At 68.3% G+C, this 24,651-nt stretch carries 25 protein-coding genes; 10 read left to right on the top strand and 15 right to left on the bottom strand.

All coding sequences use genetic code 11. From position 1 onward, the window contains the following. Positions 1-279: 279 nt before the first annotated feature. The 3 genes from tagF to icmH are packed head-to-tail and all read right to left on the bottom strand — an operon-like array spanning position 280 to position 4,659. On the bottom strand, positions 280-1,041 hold the full coding sequence (gene tagF / locus EJ903_RS02385) for a type VI secretion system-associated protein TagF (RefSeq protein WP_246015104.1): 762 nt from the start codon (positions 1,039-1,041) through the stop codon (positions 280-282). Beyond that, a complete protein-coding gene (gene tssM / locus EJ903_RS02380; RefSeq protein ID WP_126611694.1) occupies positions 1,038-3,074 on the bottom strand; it encodes a type VI secretion system membrane subunit TssM in 2,037 nt (678 codons plus the stop codon). Before tssM ends, tagF begins: the two co-directional genes overlap by 4 nt. 10 nt (positions 3,075-3,084) lie before the next feature. After that, positions 3,085-4,659, bottom strand: coding sequence for a type IVB secretion system protein IcmH/DotU (icmH, locus tag EJ903_RS02375; RefSeq protein WP_246015103.1), 1,575 nt, complete (start codon positions 4,657-4,659; stop codon positions 3,085-3,087). 179 nt (positions 4,660-4,838) lie between these two features. Here icmH and EJ903_RS02370 point away from each other — a divergent pair, with 179 nt between their 5' ends. Further along, entirely contained in the window at positions 4,839-5,093 is a 255-nt protein-coding gene (locus EJ903_RS02370) for a hypothetical protein (RefSeq protein WP_126611692.1), read from the top strand. Positions 5,094-5,289: 196 nt separating this feature from the next. On the opposite strand, the gene EJ903_RS02365 is transcribed toward EJ903_RS02370, so the two are convergent. After that, positions 5,290-7,182 carry a potassium transporter Kup gene (locus EJ903_RS02365; RefSeq protein WP_126611690.1) on the bottom strand — a complete coding sequence of 631 codons (1,893 nt, stop codon included), beginning with the start codon at positions 7,180-7,182 and terminating at the stop codon, positions 5,290-5,292. Positions 7,183-7,415: 233 nt separating this feature from the next. On the opposite strand from EJ903_RS02365, the gene EJ903_RS02360 reads away from it, so the two are divergent. The 4 genes from EJ903_RS02360 (at position 7,416) to EJ903_RS27970 (ending at position 10,532) form a co-directional block, all read left to right on the top strand. Then, positions 7,416-8,972 carry a diguanylate cyclase gene (locus EJ903_RS02360; protein ID WP_246015102.1) on the top strand — a complete coding sequence of 519 codons (1,557 nt, stop codon included), beginning with the start codon at positions 7,416-7,418 and terminating at the stop codon, positions 8,970-8,972. Positions 8,973-9,072: 100 nt separating this feature from the next. Continuing rightward, complete coding sequence (locus EJ903_RS02355) at positions 9,073-9,639, top strand: hypothetical protein (RefSeq protein ID WP_126611688.1); 567 nt, start codon at positions 9,073-9,075, stop codon at positions 9,637-9,639. A 12-nt stretch (positions 9,640-9,651) separates the two neighbouring features. Continuing rightward, complete coding sequence (locus EJ903_RS02350; protein WP_126611686.1) at positions 9,652-10,164, top strand: hypothetical protein; 513 nt, start codon at positions 9,652-9,654, stop codon at positions 10,162-10,164. A 245-nt stretch (positions 10,165-10,409) separates the two neighbouring features. Next, positions 10,410-10,532: a hypothetical protein gene (locus EJ903_RS27970; RefSeq protein ID WP_281274734.1), complete on the top strand. Its 123-nt coding sequence runs from the start codon at positions 10,410-10,412 to the stop codon at positions 10,530-10,532. A 62-nt stretch (positions 10,533-10,594) separates the two neighbouring features. Here the strand turns inward: EJ903_RS27970 and EJ903_RS02345 are convergent, their stop codons facing one another. The 5 genes from EJ903_RS02345 to EJ903_RS27220 are packed head-to-tail and all read right to left on the bottom strand — an operon-like array spanning position 10,595 to position 13,268. Beyond that, a complete protein-coding gene (locus EJ903_RS02345; RefSeq protein ID WP_126611684.1) occupies positions 10,595-11,668 on the bottom strand; it encodes an alpha/beta hydrolase family protein in 1,074 nt (357 codons plus the stop codon). Positions 11,669-11,704: 36 nt separating this feature from the next. Then, complete coding sequence (locus tag EJ903_RS02340) at positions 11,705-12,115, bottom strand: PspC domain-containing protein (protein WP_126611682.1); 411 nt, start codon at positions 12,113-12,115, stop codon at positions 11,705-11,707. A gap of 18 nt (positions 12,116-12,133) precedes the next feature. After that, positions 12,134-12,361, bottom strand: coding sequence for an envelope stress response membrane protein PspB (gene pspB, locus EJ903_RS02335; protein WP_126611680.1), 228 nt, complete (start codon positions 12,359-12,361; stop codon positions 12,134-12,136). 35 nt (positions 12,362-12,396) lie between these two features. Next, complete coding sequence (gene pspA, locus EJ903_RS02330) at positions 12,397-13,068, bottom strand: phage shock protein PspA (RefSeq protein ID WP_126611678.1); 672 nt, start codon at positions 13,066-13,068, stop codon at positions 12,397-12,399. 56 nt (positions 13,069-13,124) lie between these two features. Beyond that, positions 13,125-13,268 carry a hypothetical protein gene (locus EJ903_RS27220; protein WP_174237229.1) on the bottom strand — a complete coding sequence of 48 codons (144 nt, stop codon included), beginning with the start codon at positions 13,266-13,268 and terminating at the stop codon, positions 13,125-13,127. Positions 13,269-13,446: 178 nt separating this feature from the next. Here EJ903_RS27220 and pspF point away from each other — a divergent pair, with 178 nt between their 5' ends. Together pspF and EJ903_RS02320 are read left to right on the top strand one after the other, a co-directional pair. Then, a complete protein-coding gene (gene pspF, locus EJ903_RS02325) occupies positions 13,447-14,466 on the top strand; it encodes a phage shock protein operon transcriptional activator (RefSeq protein WP_174237228.1) in 1,020 nt (339 codons plus the stop codon). A 173-nt stretch (positions 14,467-14,639) separates the two neighbouring features. After that, positions 14,640-16,916: a transglycosylase domain-containing protein gene (locus EJ903_RS02320; RefSeq protein WP_126611674.1), complete on the top strand. Its 2,277-nt coding sequence runs from the start codon at positions 14,640-14,642 to the stop codon at positions 16,914-16,916. Between the two features lie 12 nt (positions 16,917-16,928). Here the strand turns inward: EJ903_RS02320 and EJ903_RS02315 are convergent, their stop codons facing one another. The 4 genes from EJ903_RS02315 to EJ903_RS02300 form a co-directional block, all read right to left on the bottom strand. Next, a complete protein-coding gene (locus tag EJ903_RS02315) occupies positions 16,929-18,218 on the bottom strand; it encodes a BaiN/RdsA family NAD(P)/FAD-dependent oxidoreductase (protein WP_246015101.1) in 1,290 nt (429 codons plus the stop codon). Next, a complete protein-coding gene (locus EJ903_RS02310; protein ID WP_126611672.1) occupies positions 18,219-18,479 on the bottom strand; it encodes a hypothetical protein in 261 nt (86 codons plus the stop codon). It abuts the gene before it with no gap. Positions 18,480-18,654: 175 nt separating this feature from the next. Further along, a complete protein-coding gene (locus EJ903_RS02305; RefSeq protein ID WP_126611670.1) occupies positions 18,655-18,852 on the bottom strand; it encodes a DUF2783 domain-containing protein in 198 nt (65 codons plus the stop codon). A 53-nt stretch (positions 18,853-18,905) separates the two neighbouring features. Continuing rightward, entirely contained in the window at positions 18,906-20,570 is a 1,665-nt protein-coding gene (locus EJ903_RS02300) for an FAD-dependent oxidoreductase (protein WP_126611668.1), read from the bottom strand. 208 nt (positions 20,571-20,778) lie between these two features. On the opposite strand from EJ903_RS02300, the gene EJ903_RS02295 reads away from it, so the two are divergent. After that, the gene (locus EJ903_RS02295; protein WP_126611666.1) at positions 20,779-21,396 is read left to right on the top strand and encodes an acyltransferase; all 618 of its coding nucleotides are present in this window, start codon (positions 20,779-20,781) and stop codon (positions 21,394-21,396) included. Between the two features lie 11 nt (positions 21,397-21,407). Here EJ903_RS02295 and EJ903_RS02290 read toward each other — a convergent pair whose 3' ends face one another. Further along, on the bottom strand, positions 21,408-21,926 hold the full coding sequence (locus tag EJ903_RS02290; protein ID WP_126611664.1) for a MarR family winged helix-turn-helix transcriptional regulator: 519 nt from the start codon (positions 21,924-21,926) through the stop codon (positions 21,408-21,410). A 143-nt stretch (positions 21,927-22,069) separates the two neighbouring features. Here EJ903_RS02290 and EJ903_RS02285 point away from each other — a divergent pair, with 143 nt between their 5' ends. Then, complete coding sequence (locus EJ903_RS02285; RefSeq protein ID WP_126611662.1) at positions 22,070-23,194, top strand: homogentisate 1,2-dioxygenase; 1,125 nt, start codon at positions 22,070-22,072, stop codon at positions 23,192-23,194. Positions 23,195-23,285: 91 nt separating this feature from the next. Next, positions 23,286-24,302: a fumarylacetoacetate hydrolase family protein gene (locus EJ903_RS02280; RefSeq protein WP_126611660.1), complete on the top strand. Its 1,017-nt coding sequence runs from the start codon at positions 23,286-23,288 to the stop codon at positions 24,300-24,302. A 160-nt stretch (positions 24,303-24,462) separates the two neighbouring features. Here the strand turns inward: EJ903_RS02280 and EJ903_RS27215 are convergent, their stop codons facing one another. After that, complete coding sequence (locus EJ903_RS27215) at positions 24,463-24,636, bottom strand: hypothetical protein (protein WP_174237227.1); 174 nt, start codon at positions 24,634-24,636, stop codon at positions 24,463-24,465. Positions 24,637-24,651 lie beyond the last annotated feature (15 nt).

Raw genomic sequence — 24,651 nt, 5'->3', positions numbered from 1 at the left:
GAACGCAGATAAACACAGATAAGAAATATAAACAGATAAAAATACTATGCATTCTATGATGGCTTTGATTGCCTCTCTGGAGAGGCGTGCGTAAAATTTGATCCATCAGCGCGCCATTTCCGACAAGATGGAGTTATATGAAATGAGCCACTTCTTGCGCGCGAAATTATAAATTTTTTTCATTCATTAAAATTGATCTACACTTATTTTAAATACTATATGACGCAAAAAATCATCTGTGTTTATCTGCGTTCATCTGTGGACAGAAACACTCTCGTCTCACCCCCCAGCGTCCTCCCATCCCCAGCGTTCCCACGCGCCGTCGAGGAAGGCGGTCAGGCGTGCGCCGCCGGGCAGGCCGTGGCAGGACAGCAGCGACGGGGCGACCCGGCCGCCGCCGCGCGTCCACCACAGGCTTGACAGGCCCGTCAGCGGTCCGGCCAGACGTTCCACCATCGCGACGGAGGCCGGGTGGACGCGTTCCGGTTCCGGGCGGCCCAGAATGGCGAGGCGGGCGGGCAGCCCCTCCACATCGGCCCCGGCGCGGCAGGCGTCGTCGGCCACCGCTTCGGCGCGGGTGAACCACGCCGCGCAGGCGGCCGGGGCGGCGGCCAGCTCGACGTCCTCGGGCAGGGTGGCGGCCAGGGTGAAGGGGTAGAGCCGCCCGACGCGGTCGGCGCTGGGCATCAGCAGGCCAACCAGCGGGGTGTCGCCGCACAGCCCGGCGGACAGGGCGAAGCGCCACACCGGCGCGGCGGCGAAGGCGCGCTCCCAGGCCGCACCCAGGCCGCGCCCGGCCTCGGCCAACGCGCGGGCCAGCCACTCGTCCCAGGGGTCGAGCACCTCGCGCGGCAAGCCGTGGCCGACGAAATCGCCGCGCGCGGGCAGCTTGCCGTGGAAGCCGACGCCGTAGAAACCGCCGCGCGGGTAGTGGTTGCGGGCGTAGGCGTCGTGGCGGCTGGCCAGGGGCATGGGCCGGGGAGGGGCGGCGGGAACCGTCCAGCCACCGGCGGGCGCGCGCAGGGCCAGATCCAGGCTCATGGGCGGGACGGCTGGTTTTGGGCCAGCACCTCGTTCACGCGGTTGACCAGCGCCTCGTCCACCGGAATCGGGGCGAAGCCGATTTCGAACAGCGCGGCAAGGTGGTCGCCCAGCGCCCGGCGGCGGCCATCGTTGGCGGGTCCGACCAGCGTGCGTTGCCAGTCAATCGCCAGCCATTCGGCGAAATAGGCCGAATCCATCGGCTCCTCCCCACCCGCCATGCGGTAGGCGCGCAGGGCCAGCCGCAGGATGTCGGGCCGCGCCCAGTTGGTGCGCAACTGCTCCTCCAGCCGCAGCACCAGCCGGGCGAGGAACAAGGTGCGCAAGGCGCGCTGGTAGGCGAGATCGGCGGGCGGGGCCAGCCGATTGCCCTGATACAGCCCACCCGCCAGATCGGGGGTGGCCCAGCGCCCGCGCTCGGCGTAGCCCATCGGCAGGGCGCGCAGGGCGTCCAGCGCGGGCAGGATGGCGGCGGCGTCGGTGTCGTCCACCCGCGTCAGGGCGCGTGGCGGCGTGTTGAGCGGGCGCAACGCCTCCTCCACCCCGGCGGCGGCGGCGTTGGCGCGCGCCAGCAGCGCGGCGTTGCCGCCGTAGCTGTACAGCCAGAAGGCCCCGAGCAGCAGCCCGGCGGCCAGCGCCCCGCCCAGCGACAGGACGGTGCGGCGGCGGCGCGCCTGTTCCAGCGCGCTGTCCACCCCGGCGAGGTTGGCCTCGGGGAACACCACGTCGGGCAACAGCTGGTCGAGGAAATAGGTGTCGCTCTCGGCGTCGGCCACCAGCGGGCCGGGGCGTCCGCGCACCGCCTGCGTGGCGCTGGTCAGATAGACGCCGCGCAGCCGGGGGGCGGATCCCTCCGCCTCCGCCGCGTCGGGGGAAAAGGCGGTGTCGATCAGGTCGGCCAGCGCCGGTTCCAGCTCGGCGATGCGCAGCGGAAAGGCGAAGGCGGCGGAGCGTCGCTGGATGTCCGGCTCCTGGTGCAGGCGGTCGAGCCGCCATTCGTCCAGCCGCCGGATCAGCCCGGCGAACAGGCCGTGGAAGGCGGGCAGCGGCCCGGTCAACGCCTCCTCGGCGGGGAAGGTCATGCCCCAAATCTGGGCGCGGCCCGCGCGGTCGAGCGGGTCGAAGAAGGTGGCGAAGCCCTCAACCAGATCGGCCTTGGTCAGCACCACATAGACCGGGGGGCGCACGCCCAGTTGCGCCCGCAGCTCGCCCAGGCGCTGGCGCAGCGCGGTGGCGTGGGCGCGGCGTTCGGTGGTGCTCCACTGCGCCAGATCGGGCAGGCTGAGCGTCACCAACACGCCATTGGCCGGTTGGCGCGGCCGGTGCTCCTTCAGCAGGTCGAGCAGGCCCGACCACACCCGGCCATCGACGGCGCGGCGGCTGTCCTGCGTGGTGTAGCGCCCGGCGGTGTCGATCAGCACGGCCCGGTCGGTGAACCACCAGTCGCAATTGCGGGTCCCGCCCAGATTGGCGATGGGTTCGGCGATGTCGGTGTCGGTCAGCGGCGCGCCCAGACGGGCGTTGGCCAGCGCGGTCGATTTGCCCGACCCCGGCGCGCCGATCACCAGATACCAGGGCAGTTGATAGAGGTAGCGCCCGGTCCAGCCCGCGCCGAAGCGCTGGGTCTTCAACCGCGTCAGCACGGCGTCGAGCCGCTGGCGCACGGTCCCGATCTCGTCCAGCGAGGCGCGCAGCTCCGGGTCGTGGGCGGCGGCCAGCGCCTCCACCAGTCGGGCGTTCGCCGCGCGTTCGCGGGCGTCGATCAGGCGGTTGACGGCGACCCACCCGGCCAGCGCGGCCAGCAGCGGCAGCAGCCGCACCGACCAATCGGTGTCGGCCAGATGCGGAACCACCAGCCAGCCGATCACCCCCAACAGGGCGGCCCCGCCCAGCGACACGCCCCAGCGCACCCGCGCGGGCAGCGGTGCGCCCATGGACGCCAAGCCCGGGCGGGGACCACGCCCGCGCAGCCGCGCCAGCGTGGGTTTGGACAGGAAGGACCGCTTGGGGTGGGGCTGGGTTGGCCGGTGCATCGCCGCCCCCTTACTGCGGGTACAGGCGGATGTCGATCCGCCGGTTGCTGTCGCGCCCGGCGGGCGTGCTGTTCAGCGCGATGGGTTCGCTGTCGGCCCGTCCCTCCGCGCTCAGGCGGCTGGGGCCGACGCTGCGCTCCAACAGCTTGCGCACCGCGTCGGCCCGCGCGTCGGTCAGGCTCTGGGCGCTGGGGAAACGGCCGGTGCGCGGCGTCTGGTCGTCGGTGTGGGCCACCACCATGACGTGGCCGGATTCCGGGGCCAGGGCCTGCCCGACGCGGTCGACGATGGCACGGTGACGGGCCTTCACCACCTCGCTGCCGGTGGCGAACATGGCGGCGGCGGGGATGCGGATGACCAGCGCGCCGTCTTCCCCGGCCAGAACCTCCACCGCGTTGCTGCGGATTTCCGGGGTCAGTTGGCCGGTGACACGGGCGATCAGGGCGGGACCGGCGGTGGGCGGCGGCGGCGGGGCGAGCCGGGCGATTTCGATCGGGCCGTCGGGCAGCAGGGCCGACAGCCGGGCGACCACCGGCTCCGCCTGCCGGGCCAGGGAGGCCGACAATTGGCCGTAGAGCAGCGCCAGCGCCACGCCAACGGCGACCCAGGCGATCCAGGACGGGACCGTCACGCCCAGCGGGCGGAAGCGTTCGGTCAGGCCGCGCCAGGACGGCGACAAAGCGGGGTCGCGGTCGCCGCGCGCCCGGCGCAGGATGCGGTAGAGTTCATCGCGCAGATGGGCCAGATCATGCGCGCCGCGCGGCTTGTCGCGGTATTTGCCTTCGAATCCCAGCGACAGGCAGGCGTAGAACAGCTCCAGCTCGCGCAGATGCAGGCGCGGGTCGCCCAGCATGGTGTCGAGCAGGTCGAACAGCCGGTCTGGTCCGCCCGCCTCGGGGTCGATCCGGTCGGCCACCCCCGCCTGCGCCCAGACGCTGCGGGGACCCCAAGGCGTGGCGCGGACCACGTCGTCCAGCGTGACGCACAGGGCGAAGCGGGCGACCCGCAACTCCTCCGGGGCCAGCCCGGCGGCGGCCCCGTCGCTCTCGAAGCGGCGCAGGGTGGACAGCGCCAGTTCAAGGGCACCGTCGGGATCCTCGTGGGTGGCGCGGTCGCGCAGGGCGGCGGCGAGCGCCAGCGCCGGGGCGGCGGCGCTCAACAGCGGATTCAGCGCCTCGCGCAACCGCTGTTCGGGCAGGAACAGCGCGGCTTTGGTCGGGGCGGGGGCGGGGGCGGGGGCGGGGGCGGGTGACGCGGGCGCGGGGGGCGGTTCCATCGGTGGGACCACCAGATGGGCGCGGGGATGGGGTTGCAGGGGCGGGACCGACCGGGTGGTGAGGTTTGGCCGGATCGCCTTCAGTGGAGCCGGGCCAAGATGCGGGTGGTCGCTGGGCGACGGTTGGTCGGCGTGGCCGTGGTCCGCGTTCGGCGGCGGGGCTGGCGCGTCGAAGGTGGGGGAGCGGGTGGTCAGGAAGGCGGGCGGCGGGCGTTGGCCAAAGCGCGGTTCGCGGCGCGGCCCGTCGGGCGACTCCCCGTCCCGCCGGGATTCAAACCACGGCTCTCCAGTCCCGAAACGGTCGTCCACCCCCATCGTCCCCGGTCTTCCCCTGCGCAGCGCCCAAACCCAATCGAGCCAGAGGCCCAATCGAGCAAGAGGTATAGCAGGCCCGCCCCGGCGGTGAAATCCATCCGCGTCGCCGCAGCCCGACAATTGGCCCATCCCTTGCGATGCCATACGCGTTTGTTCCACCAACGGAGACGCCGATGCCGAAATTCGACCTCTACGTCGTAAGACCCCCCGCCGGAATGGCGACCGTCACCGCCATTCCCGAAGGAAAACAGAAGCAATCGGAAGTCACCCTGCGCAACCTCAGCCGGTCGGGCTGCATGGTCAAGTCGTTGGGAGACATCGATTTGTCGTTCGTCAAGAAATCGGAGGCGCAAATCAAGATCGAGTTCGCCATTCGCACCATGTTCGCGGCGTCGACCTACAAGCCGCCGGTGTCGATTGTCTGGTGAGTGATGCGGCGGGACTGGCAGCCCGTCAGGCGGCATTTTTTGCCGCCGGGGCGGTCCCGCCCGGCAACCTCTGACCAGCCCCGCAAGGTCGTGTCGATCCGGCGGGGCGCTCCACCATGAGGAGGCGGAACCCCGCAGCGGGCGTTCCGCCCCCCTCCCCGGACCGTGGAATGGCGTGAGGGACGGCGAGTCGCGGTCAGATTTCCAACTGCATGCCCAGCTCGACCACACGGTTCGGCGGGATGCAGAAATACTCCGATGGGCTGGCCGACAGCTTCGACAGGAAGATGAACACCGGCTCCTGCCATTTGGGCAGCCCGTTGGTGTGGGTGGAGCGGATCAGCGTCTCGCGGCTGACGAAATAGGTGGTTTCCATCGGCTCGAACGGCAGGCCGGGGATCTTCTTCTTTTCCAGCGCGTTGGGAATGTCCGGCTCGTCCTTGAAGCCGAAATGCAGGATCAGCCGGTAGAAGCCCGCCGAATAGGGTTTCAGCTCGAACCGCTGTTCGTCCGGCACATGGGGCACGTCGTCGATGTCCACGGTCAGCAGCACGACGCGTTGGTGCAGCACCTTGTAGTGCTTCATGCTGTGCAGCAGGCTGGGCGGCAGGCCGCGCGGGTTGCCGGTGAGGAACACCGCCGTTCCCGGCACGCGCTGGATCGAGCCGCCGCGCAGCCGTTCCAGCAGCGAATCCATCGGCAGCGCGTCTTCGGCCAGCCGCTTGCGCACCACCTCGCGCCCGGCGCGCCAGATCGCCATCAGCAGGAAGACCAGCGCGCCGATGACCAGCGGGAACCAACCGCCGTCTTCCACCTTGATGATGTTGGACAGGAAAAAGGCCGCGTCCACCGACAGGAAGACCAGGGCGGCCAACACCGCCTGCCACAGCGGCCACCGCCCCAACCCGCGCGCCACCTTGTAGGCCAGCAGGGTGGTGGCGACCATGGTCCCGGTGACGGCGATGCCGTAGGCGGCGGCCAGATTGCTCGACGTCTTGAAGGTCAGCACCAGGGCGACCACGCCGATCAACAGCACCCAGTTGATTTGCGGCATGTAGATCTGGCCCTTCTCGTGCTCGGAGGTGTGACGCACCTCCATGCGCGGCAGATAGCGCAGATGCATGGCCTGCAACGTCACCGAATAGGCTCCGGTGATGACCGCCTGACCGGCGATGACCGTGGCGGCGGTGGCCAGCAGCACCAGCGGCAATTGCGCCCAGTCCGGGGCCAGATGGAAGAAGGGGTTTTCGATCGCCTCCGGCTCGCGCAGCAGCAAGGCCCCCTGGCCGAAATAGCACAGCAGCAGGGCGGGCAGGACCAGCGCGAACCAGGCCAGCCGGATCGGCTTGCGCCCGAAATGCCCCATGTCGGCGTAGAGCGCCTCGCCCCCCGTCACCGCCAGCACCACGGCCCCCAGCAGCAGGAAGCCTTTCCACCCGTGGGTGGACAGCATCTCCACCGCGTGGCCGGGCCACACCGCGCCCAGCACCGCCGGGTATTGCACGATCTGGCTGACGCCCATCGTTCCCAGCGCCAGGAACCACAGCATCATGACCGGGCCGAACAGCTTGCCGACCCGTTCGGTGCCGAAATTCTGCAACACGAACAGCGCGACCAGGATCACCACGGTGATGGGGATGACGTACTCGTCGAACACCGGCTCGACGACCTTCAACCCTTCCACCGCGCTCAGCACCGAAATGGCGGGGGTGATCAGGCTGTCGCCGTAGAACAGGGCCGCCCCGATGATGCCGATGGCCATCACCGCGCGCGTCCGCCGGTGGCCGGGCCGCATCCCGCGCAGCGCCAGCGCGGTGAGCGCCAGGATTCCACCCTCGCCCTGGTTGTCGGCGCGCATGACGAAGACGACGTATTTGACCGTCACCGTGATGATGAGCGCCCAGAAGATCAGGGACAGCACGCCCAGGATGATGTGGGGCGACAGATCAAAGCCGCCGCCCTGGGTCAGGCATTCGCGCAGGGTGTAGAGCGGGCTGGTGCCGATGTCGCCATAGACGACCCCCAGCGCGCCCAGGGTCATGGCGCGCAGTTTGGCGGCGTGGTCGCGGTCGGTCGTGCTGGCTTCCATGGCGGTCCTGTCGCTCGTCGCCCGAGGGGAGTGTTCAGACTCCGATCCCTTATGCGGCGCTGCGTCGCAAGGCAAGATCCGAATGGTTCCGGCGGAGTCTGCGGTTGCGGTGGGGACAACCGGCAATCATATCCTGAACGGACGCGTTGGTTTTTCGCGCAATCGGTTCCTGGAATGGTTCCGGGCGCAATCAGGGTTCGGAACCATTGCATCGTCTTTGGCTAAATGCTTCCATGCCTCCGCGTGCCGCGATGCATCCCGAGCCGGGGGCCATGTCCAACGACGATCCGTTCATCCAGGAAACCACCCCTTCTCCGTCGGTGGCGACCCGCGACGCCGACCCCTGGCCTGATCCCTGGTTGGTTCTGGTGGTCGATGACGAGCCGGAGGTGCACGCCGTCACCCGTCTGGTGTTGACCCGTCTGCGCTTTCGTGGCCGACCGCTCAAGCTGATGAGCTGTCTGTCGGCGGCGGAGGCCGAACGTGTTCTGCGCGCCACGCCCGACATCGCCATCATCCTGCTGGACGTGGTGATGGAGACGGAGGACGCCGGTTTGCGTCTGGTCCGCACCATCCGCGAGGAGATCGGCAACCACGCGATCCGCATCATCCTGCGCACCGGTCAGCCAGGTCAGGCTCCGGAGGAGGATGTCGTGCTGGCCTATGACATCAACGATTACAAATCCAAGGCGGAGTTGACCTCGCAGAAGCTGTTCACCAGCGTGGTGGCGGCCTTGCGTTCCTACACTGACATCGTCGCGCTGGAAACCAACCGGCGCGGCCTGCAACAGATCATTCAATCGACCGACCGGTTGTTCGAACTGCGCAGCATGCAGCAATTCGCGGCGGGGGTGTTGACGCAACTGTCCAGCGTGTTGCGGGTCAAGCCGAACGCCATCCTGTGCGCCCAGCGCGGGGAGGCGGATGGTCCGCTGACCGTGCTGGCCGGGGCCGGACGCTACGCCGACGCGGTGGACCACCCGGACCACGCCCTGACCCCGGAGATCGTCGCCGGCATCAACGAGGCGTTCCGCAGCAAGCGCGGCGTTTATGGCGCGGACGGCTCCACCCTCTACATCCGCGTGCCCGACGGGCATGAGGTGGCGGCCTGGATCCACACCGACCGTCCGCTCGACGGGGTGGACCGCGCGCTGGTCGAGGTGTTCGCGTCCAAGATCGCCATCAGCTTTTCCAACGTCAGCCTGTATGAGCGGTTGCGCGAGGCGAACGAGACGCTGGAACTGCGGGTGGCCGAACGCACCCGTGCGCTGGAAGAGGCGAACGCCCGCCTGAACCGGCTGGCAACGTTGGATCCCTTGACCGGGGTGTGGAACCGACGCCGGTTCCTGGAACTGGCCGGGGCGGAGCTGGGGCGGGCGCGGCGCTATGGCCGTCATCTGGGGATTTTCCTGCTCGATCTCGACCGGTTCAAGCAGGTGAACGACACCTATGGCCACGCAGCGGGGGATGAGGTGTTGCGCACCGTGGTCCGCCGCACCCGCGAGGCGCTGCGGGCGTCCGACCACATCGCGCGCTTTGGCGGTGAGGAGTTTGTCGTCATGCTGCCGGAAACCGACATCGAGGGCACGCTGGTCGTTGCCGAGCGGGTGCGCGCGTCGCTGGCGCAGGCCCCGGTTCCGGTGGAAGGGCGTCTGGTCCCGATCGCGGCCAGCATCGGTGTGGCCAATTGGCTGGCCGACGAAACCTCGATCGAACAGACCCTGCGTCGGGCCGATTCCGCGCTGTACAGCGCCAAGCAGGCCGGGCGCAACCGGGTCGAGCGTGGCTGACCATCGGCGTTGCCGCAAAATGTTGCGTTGCCCCCGTTGAACCCATCTGACTTAAGGGATACTGATTGGCGCGGGCGATAGCCAACACGGGCGCAACATCATGTGGCACGAGTACACCCAGGCACTGATCACCGCTTTCGGGCTGGCCGGACTTGGTTTTGCCATCGCAAAGCTCGTCGTGGTGTTTGGCGAGCGGGCCATTGAAAAGCGGCATGGTGTGACCGGCATGCGCGATTCCATCGTGATGCGGGCCAAACTGGAAACCAAGCTGGAAGCCCGCCGCGTGGTGCGGATTACGGAGCTGAAGGAGCTGGACGGCGAGGTGGAAGACATCCTGCGCCGCCGCAAGACCCTGGAACGCCAGCTCCGCGAGTCGCAGGTCGCCGGAGAAAAGCTGATCCGTCTGATCGGCGAAGAGGTGAAAGGGACCCCCTGCTACATCGCCATGGTGGTCAACAAATACATCACCGGGGCGAATTTCCAGCAAAAGCCCAACGCCTACATCGACCCCCATTGGGCGCGGCCCCAAACGGTCGAGGTGTGGGCCAAGACCATCGCCGACGCCCGCGCCGAGGTGGAACGCCGCTTTCCCCCGGCGCTGGGCTACAGCATCACGCGCATGCAGGACAGCGGGGCCAGCGATGGCCCGGTTGCCAAAGCGGGTTGAGGACAGCGCATCATGGCTTTCGTTTTCGCCGGATTGATCGGTCTGGCCTCTCTGGTGGTGGCGCTGCTGCTGGCCCTGCGCCGTTTGAAGAACACCGAGGAGCGGATCGCCAACGCGGTCAACCGCAAACAGACCCAGGTTGACCGCATCAAGAAGCTGGCCCGCACCACGCTGGGGCAGGCCCGCGACCTGCGTGACGCCCGCCGCCGCAAGGCGATGGCCGAACTGGGGTGCGAGGAGTTGGAGCAGCGTTTGCGCTCAACGGGCGGTGCCAGCAATCGGATTTACGTGCTGGACGACCGCCGCACCGACGCCGACAGCACCTGGATCCTGCGAATCGTCAACATTGAGTATGCCAGCCGGGTGAACAGCAATCTGGAACCCATCGCTCTGGACAGTTGGAAGCGTGGGCGGCGATTCCTGGTGTGGGCGCAGGACGAGAAAAAGGCCCGTGAAAAGGCCACATCCCGCTATCCCGAACAAAAGGGCTTTGCGGTGATGGAGATCGAGCAGCAGGGCAAGTGAGCACCCCCCCGATGAATGGGGAGGCCGCCGCCCGACTTTGACACATCTGACATGGATCAAGGACCGTGTCCGCCCGCCGGGTGTGTCATGGAAACGCCTCATCCGGTTGGCCGGGCCGGTTTTTTCCGCGTATCCGGGTTGATCCCGATGGGGTGGAGCGGTTGTCGGACGCTCTTTTCGCTACCATGTTGCAATCAAACTGTCGCACCATAGCACGGTAGGCAGGTTTGATCGTGGAGGGGCCAATGATGGACGTCATTCTGCTCGGTGGTGCGATGGCTGCGGTGTTGGCCGGGGTGATCGCGACGCTGCCGACGCCCAAGCCGGTTCCGATCCGCAGCCGCGACCGTCGCCGGTCGCGCCGCTGACCCCACCGCCTGCACGCTGAACGCGGCTTACTCCGTCTTGCGGTGATCGGTGCCGAGCCGCCTTACAGCGACGGCATCGTGTCTTTCAGAAAGCGCGACACCTGATCGGCGACCTGCCGATGGATCGCCGCGCGGTCCCGCCCGTTTCCATCGCGGCACACGACGCCATCCCCCGGCCGGTCGGCCTCCAACAGCGGGATGGCGTCGGCCTTGCAGACCCGCAGAAAACTGAAATGGCTGGCGTCGTCGATGGCGACGTAGCGCGTGGTCGCGGCGGGAAGCCGGTCGGCCAGGGTTCGCGATTCAAGATCCACCGGCATTTTCGGGTTGCCCGGCCCGGCGGCGATCACCAGCGCTGGAACACGGACGGCGGCGAGGCTGGCCGGATCGAAGCCCTGGGTCAGCCCCAAATCCAGCGTCACCACCGCCCGCACCCGCGCGTCGCCCAGCGGTTGGGCCAGGGCGGTCATGGTTGCGGCGTCGCGCCGGTCGGCCCCGATCTCTGGCCCACAAGCCGCCATCGCCGGATGGGCTTGGCAGGATTGGGCGAAGCGCGCCGGGTCGAACCGCCCACCGGCCAACGCCACGGCGGTCCAGCCGCCCAGCGAATGGCCGATCACCGCCGCCTGTTGGGCGACCAGGGTGGGGGCGATCCGGGAATCGGCGTTCACCGCGTCGATCACCCGGCTGACGTCGCGCGGACGCTCCCACAGGCGCACCTGGTCCGGCGCGGCCAGATCACGGGTGGTGGTGCCGGGGTGGTTGGGGGCGGCGACGATGTAGCCCTGCGCGGCCAAATCGGCGGCAAGCCACTGCTCGTTCGTCCAGTTGCCGCCATAACCGTGGGACAGCACGACCAGCGGGTGCCGCCCCGGCTGCGGCGGCGCGTCCACCCGCAGAGCGGTTCCGACAAAGGCGCGGTTGTCGGCGATCAGCGTGGTGTCACGCGCGTGGTCGTCGGTCGGGTACCAGAGGGCGACCTCCAGCGCGCGGCCTTGTGCGCTCTCGGCGATGGTCATGGTGCGGAATCCGACCGCCGGGGCTGTGTCGGGTGCGGCGGCGGCGCTGGCCGCGCCGACCGGCAGGGCGGCGATCAGGGCAAGCGTCGGCCATAAGGGGGCGGTGTGCCGTCCCATTTTGGGTGTGCTCCGGGGTAAAAGGGGGGAGGGGGGTCAGCGATCCAGATCGCGGATCGCGCGGTTCAGCTCGAACTCTTTGGAGGCGACGAAGGCCTCGCACCCGGCGATGCGCTTTTCAAAATCGCGGAAGCGCTGGGTCAGACCGGCCAGACTGCGGTCGGGCTTGGTGGACACGGTGCGCCAGAAGACTTCCTCTTCCGGGTTGCGGTAGAGCTGGGGCGGGCGCACCGGCAGGGCCAGCAGGGCGATGCCATAGCCGATCACCAGCGGAAAGGCGAAGAAGCACAGACCAACCCCCACCGCCAAACGGACGGCGAGCGGCTTGACCCCGAAATACTCGGCGATCCCGGCGCACACCCCGCCCAACACACCCTGTTGCGGGTTGCGGTAAAGACGGTGCGGGTTGGGGGACTCATAGGGCGTGTGGGAGGACGGGCGATCCATGATGAGGAGCCTTTCCGGTCAGATCTTGTTCCGCCACTGGGGCGCTTCGCTGTCCAGCACCCGTTCCAGCGCGTGGATGCGGCCTTCCAGCCGGTTGGCGATCTCCCACAATTCGGCGAGCAACTGCTCGTCCTGCGCGCTCAAGCCGCGCTGGGCGCGCCATTGCGTGATGTAGTGGAAGACGATCCAGACCGGTGCCACCACCACCATGAACAGAACGCCGATGACAAACGCGAAGAACCCCATGGTTGATGGACCTTTCCAGCGGTGACGGGTGTGGGTCAGGACGACCGGCGGGCGGCGATGCGGGCCTTCAGCGCGGCCAGTTCGCCTTCCACCTTGTGGGTGGCCTCCAGTTCGGCCATTTCCTCGACCAGGCTCTTGCTGCGGCCCAGATCATAGGATTCGACGCGGCCTTCCATCTCGTCCAGGTTGCGTTCGACCTGTTCGAAGCGCGACAGCGCGTCGGTGATGCGCTCGTCGTGCAGGCTGCTGCGCAGCTTCACCCGGTTGGCGGCGGTCTGGGCGCGGGCGGTCAGCGCCTTTTCCCGGTTCTTGGCGTCGGTCAGCTTGGCCTGAAGCCGCCCGATGTCGTCGTTGGCCTTGGACAGCGCGGCTTCAACGTGGATGAGCTGCTCGGTCAGGGTGTCGGCCTCCTCGGCGATCTTGGATTTGGCGAGCAGGCAGCCCTTGGCCAGATCCTCGCGGTCGCGGGTCAGGGCCAGTTCGGCCTTGCGGTCCCACTCGTCGCGCTCGCGGTGCAGATCGGCGACGCGGCGTTCGATCTCCTTCTTTTCCGCGATGATCTTGACGGTGGAGGAGCGGACCTCGACCAGCGTGTCTTCCATCTCCTGGATGATGAGGCGGATCAGCTTCTCCGGCTCCTCCGCCCGGTCCAGCAGGGCGTTCAGGTTGGATTGGACGATGTCGGTCAGGCGCGAAAAAATGCTCATGATCGGATTCCTGTGGGGCGTGCCTGTGGGGCGTGCCTGTGGGGCGTGTCAGTGGATCAGCCGAGAACCGCGCCCAGCACGATGCCGACGAAGAAGAACAGCCAGCTTTCGGCGGGGCGGGTGGCCAGATACAGGCGGGCGCGGTGGGCCAGCGGAGCAAGGTCGCTGTAGCGGCGGCGAACATCGGTGAAGTCGGTCATGGGTGATCTCCTTCCTGGCCCTCTCTTTTGCAACCGGCGTGCCAAGTGGCGGGATGGGCGGCAAAGCCTGGAAAACAGGGGCTTTGCGCGGTGGTGGGGGTCAATGGGGTCGGTTGCCGTGTGGTCAAAACGGCGATACAATCGCTGAAAACACGATTATGAAGCCAAAATCGCGATAATGACCACGCCGCCGCCCTTGCTGGGGGAATCCCCGGCCTTTCACGCCGCGTTGGCCCATGTGTCGCGGGTGGCCCCGCTGGAACGCCCGGTGCTGGTGATCGGGGAGCGCGGGACCGGCAAGGAATTGATCGCCGCCCGTCTGCATTACCTGTCGCGGCGGTGGGATCGGCCCTTTGTGAAGGTCAATTGCGCGGCCCTGCCGGAAAGCCTGCTCGATTCCGAACTGTTCGGGCACGAGGCCGGGGCCTTCACCGGGGCGACGCGCCGCCAGATCGGGCGGATCGAGCAGGCCGACGGCGGCACGCTGTTCCTGGACGAAATCGCCACCGCCTCGCCCGCCGTGCAGGAAAAGCTGCTGCGCGCCGTGGAGTATGGCGAGATCGAGCGGGTGGGGGGGCGCACGGCGACGGTGGATGTGCGGGTGGTGGGGGCCACCAACGGCGATCTTCCGGCGCTGGCCGCCGCCGGTCGGTTCCGCGCCGATCTGCTCGACCGATTGGCCTTCGATGTGGTGACTCTGCCGCCGCTGCGTGCCCGGCCCGAGGATGTCGCCCTGCTGGCCACCCATTTCGCCGTCGCCATGGCGCGGGAACTGGGGCGGCCGCTGTTTCCCGGCTTCACCGACGCCGCGCTCGACGCCCTGCGCGGCCACGACTGGCCGGGCAACGTCCGTGAGCTGCGCAACGCGGTGGAGCGCTCCGTCGCCGCCAGCGATCCCGACGCGCCGGTCGCCACAATCGTGCTCGACCCCTTCGCCTCGCCCTGGCGTCCGCGCCCAATGGCGTCAGTGGTTGTTTCGGAACCGGAATTGACTGCGGAGGTGGCGGAACCGCCCGCCGACCTGTCCGTTCCCCCCGGCGGTTTCCTGGAGGAGTTGCGGGCGTATGAGGCGGACCGGTTGCGCGCCGCCCTGGACCGTCACCGCTTCAACCAGCGCCAGACCGCGCAGGCGCTGGGGCTGGGCTATCACCAGCTGCGCGGGATGCTGAAAAAGCATGGTTTGATTGGTGGGGGATGATGGGTGGGGCCTGATGGGGAAAGGCGCGCGGAGAGTCATTCTTTCGCCACGGTTGGCGGGCAAATGATGGGGCAGCGCTGACGGCGCTTTGCGCTGCCGCAAGGCGGGGCTATATGGCGGGGGTGCGGCCTGTCGCCGCGCGGATTGTCCTTGGGTGGAAATGGGGCCACGCCGTGAGCGCCGACCGACCGGATCAGCTTTTCGCCGGACCGCGACCGGGCCATCTGGGCAAGGCGGCAAAAGCCACGCCCGCGAAACGACCCGCCCCCGCCAAGGGATCGCGCTTTGCCCTGGGCAAACTCCCGATCTTCGGCAAGGCCAAGGCCGCCAAGCCGCCTCCCGCACCGCCTTCCTTGTCTCCGCCGCCCAAACCTGCCGCCAAGGCCCCGCAGGCCGCGCCCAAACCGGTTCCATCCAGCGGGCGTTCCGCTGGGGGTGGTGGCGGGTCGGGGCGCGGGATGCGTTGGGGCTTGCGGCTGGGCACGCTGATTCATTGGGGGTTGGTGGTCGCCATCTGGTGCGGGGTGGGGTTGGGCGCGGTGCTGGCCTATTTCGCGCTCGACCTGCCGGACATTTCCAAAGTGGCGCAGTTCGAACGCCGCGCCTCCGTCACCGTGCTGGCCGCCGACGGGACCGAGTTCGCCCGCTTCGGCGATCTGCACGGCACGACCTTGAGCGTCAAGGATCTGCCGCCGCATCTGATCCAAGCGGTGCTGGCGATTGAGGATCGGCGCTTCTACTCCCATTTCGGCATCGATCCGATTGGCTTGGCGCGCGCGGTGTACGTCAATTGGCGGTCGGGGCGGGCCACACAGGGCGGTTCCACCATCACCCAGCAGTTGGCGAAGAACCTGTTCCTGACGGCGGAAAAATCGCTGAAGCGCAAGATTCAGGAGGCGATGCTCGCCCTGTGGCTGGAGCGCCGCTTCACCAAGGATCAAATCCTCACCGCTTACCTCAACCGCGTCTATCTGGGGGCGGGAACCTTCGGGGTGGACGCGGCGGCGCGCACCTATTTCGGCAAACCGGCCACCCAGGTGGACATGCGCGAATCCGCCGTGCTGGCGGCGCTGTTGAAAGCGCCCTCGCGCTACGCCCCCACCACCAACCCCGACGAATCGGCCGAACGCGCCCGCATCGTGCTGGCGGCGATGGCCGACGCCGGATTCATCACCCCGCAGGCGGCGGAAAACGCCCGCAACACCCCGCCGGTTCCGCGCCGCAAGCCGGGCGGCGATGGCCGCTACTTCGCCGATTGGGTGACGGATCTGGTGTCGGGTTTCGTCGGGTCCGGCCATGGCGACGTCATCGTGCGGACCACGCTGGATTTGAAGATGCAGCGCGCCGCCGAACAACGGCTGGAAACGCTGCTGGCCACCGCTGGCCCCAGCGCGAACGTGCGCCAGGGTGCCCTGGTCGCCATGTCGCCCGACGGCGCGGTGCGGGCGCTGGTCGGTGGCCGCGATTACGACAGCAGCGAGTTCAACCGCGCCATCCAGGCCCAGCGGCAACCGGGATCGGCCTTCAAACCTTTTGTCTATCTGGCCGGGCTGGAGGCCGGGTGGACGCCCGACACGCTGATCGAGGATGCGCCGATCCAGATCGGCACCTGGAGTCCGGGCAATTACGACGGCAAATTCCGGGGGCCGATCACGCTGGCCACCGCACTCGCCCACTCCTCCAACACCGCCACGGTGCGCCTGATCGAAAAGGTGGGGACGGAGCGGGTGCGTCACCTCGCCGCCGCGCTGGGCATCGGCACGCCGATGATCAAGGATTTGTCGCTGGCGCTGGGAACCAGCGAGGTGACGTTGCTCGACCTCGTCCGCGCCTACGCGGGCATCGCCAACCGGGGCGCGCCGGTCTGGGCCTACGCCATCACCGAAATCCGCGACCGCGACGGGACCGTGCTGTACCGCCGCCAGGGCGGTGGCTCCGCCGCCGTGGTCGATCCGGCGCTGGCCGTGCAGTTGGCGCGGATGATGGCGGGGGTGATCGAGTTCGGCACCGGCAAAAGCGCCAAGCTCGACCGTCCGGCGGCGGCGAAATCGGGCACGACGCAGGAATACCGCGACGCGTGGTTCGTCGGTTTCACCGCTGATCTGGTCGCCGGGGTGTGGCTGGGCAACGACAACAACGAGGCGATGAAGCGCGTCACCGGCGGTACGCTGCCCGCCAAGCTGTGGCAAGGCTTCATGATGGACGCCCACGCGGGCAAGCCGCCGCGCCCGCTGCCCGGATTGGACGGTGCCCCCGCCTGGACCACGCCGGTGGCGGCGGCGGGTGGTGGGATGCCTGGAGCCGTTCCGGCGGGGCAACCCGGCCTTGCTCCGGTCGGAGCCGCTCCCGCGACGCGCGGCGACAGCGGCATCGGTTCGCTCATCAGCCGTCTGGTTGGCGGTGGCAGCGCGCCGAAGGGACAGCCGGATTACGGAACGTCGCAGCGGTGACGCAGCCGCGCGTCAGCCGTTCAGCCGGTCCACGATCCCCCGGCCCACGGCCACGCCCATGGCGAAGCAGCCTTGCAGGAGATAGCCGCCGGTCGGGGCCTCCCAATCCAGCATTTCACCGGCCAGGAACAGGCCGGGGTGGCGTTTCAGCATGAATCGCTCGTCCAACTCGTCCAGCGCCACCCCGCCCGCGCTGGAGATGGCGCGGTCGATGGGGCGGACGCCGGTCAACGGCATCGGCAGCGCCTTCAGGCTGCGGGCCAGGGCCGCCGGGTCGGACAGGTCGGCCACCGGGGTGAATTCGCGCAGCAGCGCGGCGCGCACGCCCGAGATGCCCAGGGATTTTTTCAGGAAGGTGGCCAGCGACTCGGCCCCGCGCTGGCGAAGGCGCTGCGCCACCTCGGCCTCTGTGCGGTCGGGCAGCAGATCCAGCGTCAGGAGGGTGTGGCCGTCGGCGGCGATGGCGTCGCGCAAGGGGGCGCTGAGGGCGTAGACGGCCCCGCCCTCGATCCCGCTGTCGGTGACGATGAACTCCCCCTTGATCCGTCGCCTGGCAACGGACTGGTGGGGGGCGGATGGGCCTGCGACGGACAGGCCGACGCTTTTCACCGGCTGCCCGGCGAAGCGGGCGCGCAGGTGATCGGACCACGGCACCTCGAACCCCATGTTCGACGGGCGCAGCGGGGCGATGGCGACGCCAAGCTCGGCGAGACGCCCGGTCCATTGCCCGTCCGACCCGGTGCGCGGCCAACTCGCCCCGCCCAGCGCCAGCAGGGTGGCGCGCGGCGACAGCGCCAGCGTCTGGCCCTCGGTGTTGCTCAGTGTGAGGCGGCCGTCGGCGTCCCAGCCGGTCCAGCGGTGGCGGCGGTGCAGGGTCACGCCCAGCCCGTCGAGCCGCCGCAGCCACGCTCGCACCAGGGTCGATGCCTTCATGCCGACGGGGAAGACCCGCCCGCTGCTGCCGACGAAGGTGTCCACCCCCAAATCCGCCGCCCAATCGCGCAGGGCGTCGGGCGGGAAATCGGCGAGCAGCCGACGGAACAGCGGTTCCGCCGCGCCGTAACGCGGCAGAAAGCGGTCGAGCGGCTCGGAATGGGTCAGGTTCAGCCCACCGCGCCCGGCGAGCAGCAGCTTGCGCGCCGGGCTGGGGGCCTGATCGAACACGGCCACGCGCAAACCGGCGCTGGCCGCGACCTCCGCCGCCATCAGCCCGGTGGGGCCGCTGCCGATGATGGCCAGATCAAGATCCGTCGGAATCGGGCGATCCGGGGCGGCGACGGGTGGGCGTGACGCCTCGGTCAATCAGTCTTCCTCGTCCTGCGCAACCTCGTCGGCGAGGTCGGAGGCGAGATCGGCGAAGTAACCGGCGTCCACCTCCAGCCCGTTTTCCTCGCAAATGCGCATGAACACGCGGTAGGCGTGCAGGATGGCGACGTCGAGAACGGCAAGATCGCCTTCCTCGCTGTGACGATCCTCGACCTCCCGCTCTTGCAGGGTGGCGACGATGTCGTGCGCGGCGGCTTGCAGAACCGCGTCCATGGCCTGTTTGTGTTGGTTCGACATCGCGGGCGTCCTCATCTCCGGTCGTGGTTCGTCGCCCCATCGGTCAGGACCGGCGCACAGGGCCGACGGGGGTGCCGGTCCGGCGCGAACCACCGGGTGCCTGGGCGGCAACCGGGGTCGGGCGGGGACCGGCTCCCCCTTGTTGTAGAACCCTTTCCCGGCGGGGAACAAGCCCTTACAGCACACCCTTGCGGGCGATCGCCAGCGCCTCGGCCACGACCTCGGAGTCGCCGATGTGGTTGGCCAGCAGCAGGATCAGCTTGGCGTTCAGCGTGGCGCTTTGGTCGGGGGTCAGATCGCGGTGGCTGTCGATCAGGGCCTGATAAACGTCGTCCGGGTTGGCGAATCGGGCGGTGGTGACAAGCGAGGCCATCGTGGCGGAACTCCTGGGCGGGAAAGGGGGGGGGGGGCGTCTCAGCAACCGAGTCAGCGACCAACCGCGCGGTTCAGCGCGGCGGTCAGGGCCGGGCCGTCGAAGGCGCGCCAGCGGGCGGCGATGTGCTGGTCGGGCCGGATCAGATACAGGCTGCCCGGCGTCAGATCGTAGCGTTCGCGCAGCCGCCCGGCGCTGTCCACCAGCGTGCTGGCGGCGTTGGTGGCGGTCCCGCGCCGGTCGGCCACGGCGTGCCAGACCAGCGGCAGCGGCCCGGCGGCCAGCGCGTCCAGCGCGGCGGCGGTTTCGGTCGGGACCGGCCCATCCCCGGCGGCGCAGAGCACGACGAAGCGCCCGTCCAGCGCGTCCATCAACCAGCCGTCCTGACCGTTGCGCTCCACCGGCGCGTCGGTGGCCGGTGCGCCCGGAACCATCTTTCCGGCGAAGGCGTCGCGGTCGGGCGTGTTCAGCGGGCTGTCGAGGTAGGTGGTGGGGGTGGACAGGCGGCCCGAATTGACCAGGGAGCGGGCAAAGGGAAACTCCTCCGCCAGTTCCAGCACGGCGTCGCGGAAGATGCGGCTCATCGCGCTTTTCGGGGTGATGAAGTCGGTGGAGCGGGTGGAGTTGAGGATGTTCTCCTTGGCCGCCGCCACCCGCTCGTCCGAATAGCTGTCGAGCAGGGTTTCCGGGGCCAACCCGTCGAGGACCAGCTTCAGTTTCCAGGCCAGATTGTCGGCGTCGGGCACGCCGCTGTTGGCCCCGCGCGCGCCGAACGGCGACACCTGATGGGCCGAATCCCCGGCGAAGAACACCCGGCCCGCCCGGAAATTGTCCAGGCGACGGCATTGGAAGGTGTAGACCGACACCCATTCCAGTTCGAACGGCGTGTCCTCGCCCAGCATGGCTTTCAGGCGCGGGATGACGCGTTCGGGCTTCTTTTCCTCCTCCGGGTCGGCGTCCCAGCCCAGTTGGAAATCGATGCGCCAGACATTGTCCGGCTGCATGTGCAGCAGGGCCGATTGCTTGCGGTGGAAAGGCGGGTCGAACCAGAACCAGCGCTCCGCCGGGAAATCGGCGGTCATGATGACGTCGGCGATCAGGAAGCGGTCCTTGAACACCTCGCCATGGAACTCCAGCCCCAGCATCTTGCGGACGGAGGATTTGGCACCGTCGCAGGCGATCACCCAATCGGCCTCCAGCGCGTAGACGCCATCGGGGGTTTCCACCTGCAACACCACATGGTCGCCCTCGTCCTTCACCGACAGAACGCGCGACAGCCAGCGCAGTTCAAGCCCATCCTGCCGACCGGCCTCGGCGACCAGATAATCCTCCAGGTAATATTGCTGAAGGTTGATGAAGGCCGGGATCTTGTGGTCCGGCTCCGGCAGCAGATCGAATTGGTAGACCAGCCCGTCGCCGTTGAAGACCTTGCCGATCTTCCAGACCACGCCCTTGTCGATCATCCGCTGGCCCACGCCCAGCCGGTCCCACACCTCCAACGCCCGCTTGGCGTAGCAGACGGCACGGCTGCCGACGCTGACCGTGTCCTCCGCGTCGAGCACCACCACCGGCACGCCCTTTTTCGCCAGATCAAGCGCGGCGGTCAGGCCGACCGGCCCGGCCCCGATCACCACCACCGGATGGCGGGGCCGCGCGCCGGTGCGCTGTTCCACCGACGGCTGATAGGGAAATTTCGGATAGCTGTAGGCCGCATGCATGGATGTTTCCCCCTGGGGATGGATTTGGGCGGATTGTTATTGTTGCGAACGATACAGTTTCATTTGATACCAATCAAGCGCTGTTCGTGCCGGTCGGCTCATGCGATACAAACACAATGCATCATGCAGAAAATCAGTATCGCGTGCAACGCGGTTGCGGTGTAGCCTGGGTCACAACACCCGCTGATGTCATCGCCGAGGATGCCCGATGAGCCTGCCGCGCCCCACCGTCTACGCCATCGACGGCGTGGTTCCCGTGATCGACCCGACCGCCTTTGTCCACCCGTCGGCGGTGCTGATCGGCGATGTGGTGATCGGGCCGCGTTGCTACGTCGGCCCCTGCGCGAGCCTGCGCGGCGATTTCGGCCGCATCATTCTGGAGGCGGGCAGCAACGTGCAGGACAATTGCACCATGCACGCCTTTCCCGGTCACGACGCGGTGATCGAGGTCGATGGCCATGTCGGCCATGGCGCGGTGCTGCACGGCTGCGTGGTGAAGCGCGGGGCGCTGGTGGGGATGAACGCGGTGGTGATGGATGGCGCGGTGATCGGCGAACAGGCCATCGTCGCCGCCATGGCCTTCGTCAAGGCCGGTTTTGCCGTGCCGCCGCGCACGCTGGCCGCCGGGATGCCCGCCAAGCTGGTGCGGGAGCTGAGCGACCAGGAAATCGCCTGGAAGGCCGAAGGGACCGCCGAATACCAGCGCCTCAGCCAGCGTTCGCTCGCCACCATGGTCGCGTGCGACGCGTTGACCGCCGAGGAGCCAAGCCGCCCGCGCGTGGACGCGGGCACCGTGCAACCGCTGCACCGCACCAAGGAGGGGTGAGGGCGGCGGGGTCAGGCGTCAACCGCCTCCTCGCCCTCCGGCGCGGCGGGCGTGGCCAGCGCGTCGGCGCGGGCCTGGAGGCGGGTCAGCAGCTGGTCGAGCGTGGCGCGCTCCTCGTCGCTCAGCGCGTCGGTCAGTTCGGCTTCGTAGGCCAGCGCCATCGGCACGATTTCCGTGTAGATCGCCAGCGCCTTCGGCGTCAGCGTCAACAGCGCCTTGCGCCGGTCGGTGTCGCCCGATTCGCGCAGGATCAGGGCGGAGTCCAGCATCCGGCTGATGGCGCGGCTGACCTGCACCTTGTCCATCGCCGTGCGCCGCGCGATGTCCCCGGCGCTGAGCGTTTCGCCGCCGCCCAGCACCGCGATGATCCGCCATTCCGGAATCGTGATGCCGAACCGCGTCTCGTACAGCTTGGCCACCGTGTGGCTGACCGTGTTGGCCAGAACCGACAGGCGATAGGGCAGAAAGCGCGTCAGGTGCAACGCGGCCGGGGTGGCTTTGGCGGAGCGGGTGCGGCGGACGGGCGGCATGGGCGGGCTTCTTGATCGGTGCAGCGCTGAAAATCCATCCTGACCGGGAATTTTGTGCTTGCAACAGTTTCAAACGAAACTATCTTGTGTGCTTACGACAACCGGGCGCAAACGCCCGCCACCGATCCCCGTGGGAGGACGCTTTGAAGAACTGGATCTCGTTCCCGAAGGTCGAAGGCACCGCCACCCGACAGGCCCATGTCCGCCTGCCCGCCGGAACCTATGAGCGCGAGGTTGGGCGCGAGGGCTTCTTCGGTCCCGCCACGCAGTTCCACCACAGCCACCCGCCCACCGGCTGGACCCGCTTCGACGGGCCGCTGCGCCCGCGCGCCTTCGACCTGACCAAGAGCGAGGAGCGGCTGGACTGCCCGCTGTCGGCCCCCAGCCTGATGGGCAACGCGGCGACCCAAGTCCGCCTGTGGCGCTTCCAGGGCAAGATGGAGCATCTGGTCCGCAACGCCGACGGCGACGATCTGCTGTTCTTCCACCAGGGCGGCGGCGAGCTGTTCTGCGATTACGGCCATCTGACCGTGGTGGAGGGCGATTACGTCGTGCTGCCGCGCAACACCGCCTGGCGGCTGGACAGCCCGGACGGGGCCACCGTGCTGATGGTGGAGGCGACCAACGACGCCTACCGCCTGCCCGCCAAGGGCATCGTCGGCACCCACGCCATCTTCGACCCGGCGATGCTCGACGTGCCGCTGCTGGACGAGGCGTTCCAGGATCAGAAGAGCGAGCGTGAAACCCACATCCGGGTGCGCAAGCGCGGGCAAATCTGCGCGATGACCTACCCGTTCAACCCGCTGGACGCGGTGGGCTGGCACGGCGACCTTGCCCCGGTGCGGCTGAACTGGCGCGACATCCGCCCGCTGATGAGCCACCGCTACCATTTGCCGCCGTCGGCGCACAGCACCTGGGTGGCCAACCGCTTCATCGTCTGCACCTTCGTGCCGCGCCCGATCGAATCGGACCCGGAGGCGCTGAAGCTGCCCTATTACCACTCCAACGAGGATTTCGACGAGGTCCTGTTCTACCACAAGGGGCAGTTCTTCTCGCGCGACAACATCCATCCCGGCATGGTCACGTATCACCCCTCGGGCTTCCCGCACGGGCCGCACCCCAAGGCCTATGAGACCGCGCAGAAGTACGACCGCAAGGAGACCGACGAGGTGGCGGTGATGATCGACACCCGCGACCCGCTGGACGTGTACGAGCCGATGGAGCGCACCGAATGGTCGGGCTACGCCGACAGCTGGAAGGCCAAGTAAGGGCGGCTTGAGGAGCGGGGCGGTTTGAGACGGGCCGCCCCCGCGTTGCGATCACACACAGACCACACAGGCCAAGAGGGAAGAGACACCGATGAAGCTGGCGAGTTTGAAGGCGGGCGGGCGCGACGGCACCCTGGTGGTGGTGGCGCGCGACCTGTCCCGCGCGCAAGCGGTCCCCACCATCGCCCGGACTCTGCAAGCCGCGCTGGACGATTGGGCGACGCTCGCCCCGCAGTTGGAGGCGGTCTACGCCACGCTCAACGCCGATCCGGCGGCGGGCGCGCCGTTCGACCCGGCGCAGGCGGCCTCGCCGCTGCCGCGCGCCTATCAATGGGTGGACGGGTCGGCCTACGTCAACCATGTGGAGCTGGTGCGCAAGGCGCGCGGGGCGGAGATGCCGCCCAGCTTCTGGACCGACCCGCTGATGTATCAGGGTTGCTCCGACGGTTTCCTGGCCCCGACCGACCCGATCCCGGCGGCGTCGGAAGCCTGGGGCGTGGATTTCGAGGCGGAGATCGCCGTCGTCACCGACGACGTGCCGATGGGCGTCAGCGCCGACGCCGCGCGCGGTCACATCAAGCTGCTGATGCTGGTCAACGACGTGTCCTTGCGCAACCTGATCCCGGCGGAGCTGGGCAAGGGCTTCGGCTTCCTGCAATCCAAACCGGCCTCCAGCTTCTCCCCCGTCGCGGTGACGCCGGACGAGCTGGGCGCGGCCTGGGACGGCGGTGTCGTCCATCGCCCGTTGGTGACGCACCTGAACGGCGCGCTGTTCGGCCAGCCCGACGCGGGCGTCGACATGACCTTCGATTTCCCGACCCTGGTGGCCCACGCCGCCAAAACCCGTCCTCTGGCGGCGGGCAGCGTCGTCGGCTCCGGCACCGTGTCGAACAAGCTGGACGGCGGCCCCGGCAAACCGGTGACGGAGGGCGGCGTCGGCTATTCCTGTCTGGCCGAACTGCGCACGGTGGAAACCATCACCACCGGCGCGCCGAAAACCCCCTTCCTGCGCTTCGGCGACCGCGTGCGCATCGAACTGTTCGACGAAGCCGGCGCCAGCGTCTTCGGGGCCATTGACCAGCAGGTCGTCCGCTACGACGGGCCGTAACGGGCCGACGTGGCGGCGCGCTGCTGGCCCTGCGCGGACGATACTTTGACTCCCCGCACCCCCGCCCGGCCTGGGCGGGGGTTTCTTTTTGGCATTTGTATACTTCGCAAACTCAGCGCCACTTGCGGCGGATAACCCACGAATCAGAAGCCCCCGAAGATCACTCGGGGGCTTCGTCGTCTTCTGCCTTGGTGTCAGCCTCAGGCTTCGGTTTCACCTTCGCGATGCGTCGTAGCTTGTCCTCGAAGGCTGCTTCGTCCTCGTCGCAACCGAGTTCGCGGGCGGCATCCATAAACTTCTGGTGTTGACCTGTAGATGATTTCTCTTGTTTCATTGCCAGCAATCCCTT

Source organism: Azospirillum griseum, from assembly GCF_003966125.1.
Classification (GTDB): Bacteria; Pseudomonadota; Alphaproteobacteria; order Azospirillales; family Azospirillaceae; genus Azospirillum; species Azospirillum griseum.
The sequence above is the reverse complement of the archived record's forward strand: the minus strand, read 5'-3'. Positions and strand labels throughout refer to the sequence as shown.

What these genes read in the sequence shown, in the direction of transcription:
- EJ903_RS27220 (WP_174237229.1), bottom strand. Translation starts at nt 13,268, where the DNA reads ATGACCGACTTCACCGATGTTCGCCGCCGCTACAGCGACCTTGCTCCG.
- EJ903_RS02280 (WP_126611660.1), top strand. Translation starts at nt 23,286, where the DNA reads ATGAAGCTGGCGAGTTTGAAGGCGGGCGGGCGCGACGGCACCCTGGTG.
- EJ903_RS02355 (WP_126611688.1), top strand. Translation starts at nt 9,073, where the DNA reads ATGTGGCACGAGTACACCCAGGCACTGATCACCGCTTTCGGGCTGGCC.
- EJ903_RS02300 (WP_126611668.1), bottom strand. Translation starts at nt 20,570, where the DNA reads ATGCATGCGGCCTACAGCTATCCGAAATTTCCCTATCAGCCGTCGGTG.
- EJ903_RS02310 (WP_126611672.1), bottom strand. Translation starts at nt 18,479, where the DNA reads ATGTCGAACCAACACAAACAGGCCATGGACGCGGTTCTGCAAGCCGCC.
- EJ903_RS02305 (WP_126611670.1), bottom strand. Translation starts at nt 18,852, where the DNA reads ATGGCCTCGCTTGTCACCACCGCCCGATTCGCCAACCCGGACGACGTT.
- EJ903_RS27215 (WP_174237227.1), bottom strand. Translation starts at nt 24,636, where the DNA reads ATGAAACAAGAGAAATCATCTACAGGTCAACACCAGAAGTTTATGGAT.
- EJ903_RS27970 (WP_281274734.1), top strand. Translation starts at nt 10,410, where the DNA reads ATGATGGACGTCATTCTGCTCGGTGGTGCGATGGCTGCGGTGTTGGCC.
- pspF (WP_174237228.1), top strand. Translation starts at nt 13,447, where the DNA reads ATGACCACGCCGCCGCCCTTGCTGGGGGAATCCCCGGCCTTTCACGCC.
- EJ903_RS02295 (WP_126611666.1), top strand. Translation starts at nt 20,779, where the DNA reads ATGAGCCTGCCGCGCCCCACCGTCTACGCCATCGACGGCGTGGTTCCC.
- EJ903_RS02345 (WP_126611684.1), bottom strand. Translation starts at nt 11,668, where the DNA reads ATGGGACGGCACACCGCCCCCTTATGGCCGACGCTTGCCCTGATCGCC.
- EJ903_RS02290 (WP_126611664.1), bottom strand. Translation starts at nt 21,926, where the DNA reads ATGCCGCCCGTCCGCCGCACCCGCTCCGCCAAAGCCACCCCGGCCGCG.
- pspA (WP_126611678.1), bottom strand. Translation starts at nt 13,068, where the DNA reads ATGAGCATTTTTTCGCGCCTGACCGACATCGTCCAATCCAACCTGAAC.
- tagF (WP_246015104.1), bottom strand. Translation starts at nt 1,041, where the DNA reads ATGAGCCTGGATCTGGCCCTGCGCGCGCCCGCCGGTGGCTGGACGGTT.
- EJ903_RS02340 (WP_126611682.1), bottom strand. Translation starts at nt 12,115, where the DNA reads ATGGATCGCCCGTCCTCCCACACGCCCTATGAGTCCCCCAACCCGCAC.
- EJ903_RS02360 (WP_246015102.1), top strand. Translation starts at nt 7,416, where the DNA reads ATGCCTCCGCGTGCCGCGATGCATCCCGAGCCGGGGGCCATGTCCAAC.
- pspB (WP_126611680.1), bottom strand. Translation starts at nt 12,361, where the DNA reads ATGGGGTTCTTCGCGTTTGTCATCGGCGTTCTGTTCATGGTGGTGGTG.
- tssM (WP_126611694.1), bottom strand. Translation starts at nt 3,074, where the DNA reads ATGCACCGGCCAACCCAGCCCCACCCCAAGCGGTCCTTCCTGTCCAAA.
- EJ903_RS02350 (WP_126611686.1), top strand. Translation starts at nt 9,652, where the DNA reads ATGGCTTTCGTTTTCGCCGGATTGATCGGTCTGGCCTCTCTGGTGGTG.
- EJ903_RS02365 (WP_126611690.1), bottom strand. Translation starts at nt 7,182, where the DNA reads ATGGAAGCCAGCACGACCGACCGCGACCACGCCGCCAAACTGCGCGCC.
- EJ903_RS02370 (WP_126611692.1), top strand. Translation starts at nt 4,839, where the DNA reads ATGCCGAAATTCGACCTCTACGTCGTAAGACCCCCCGCCGGAATGGCG.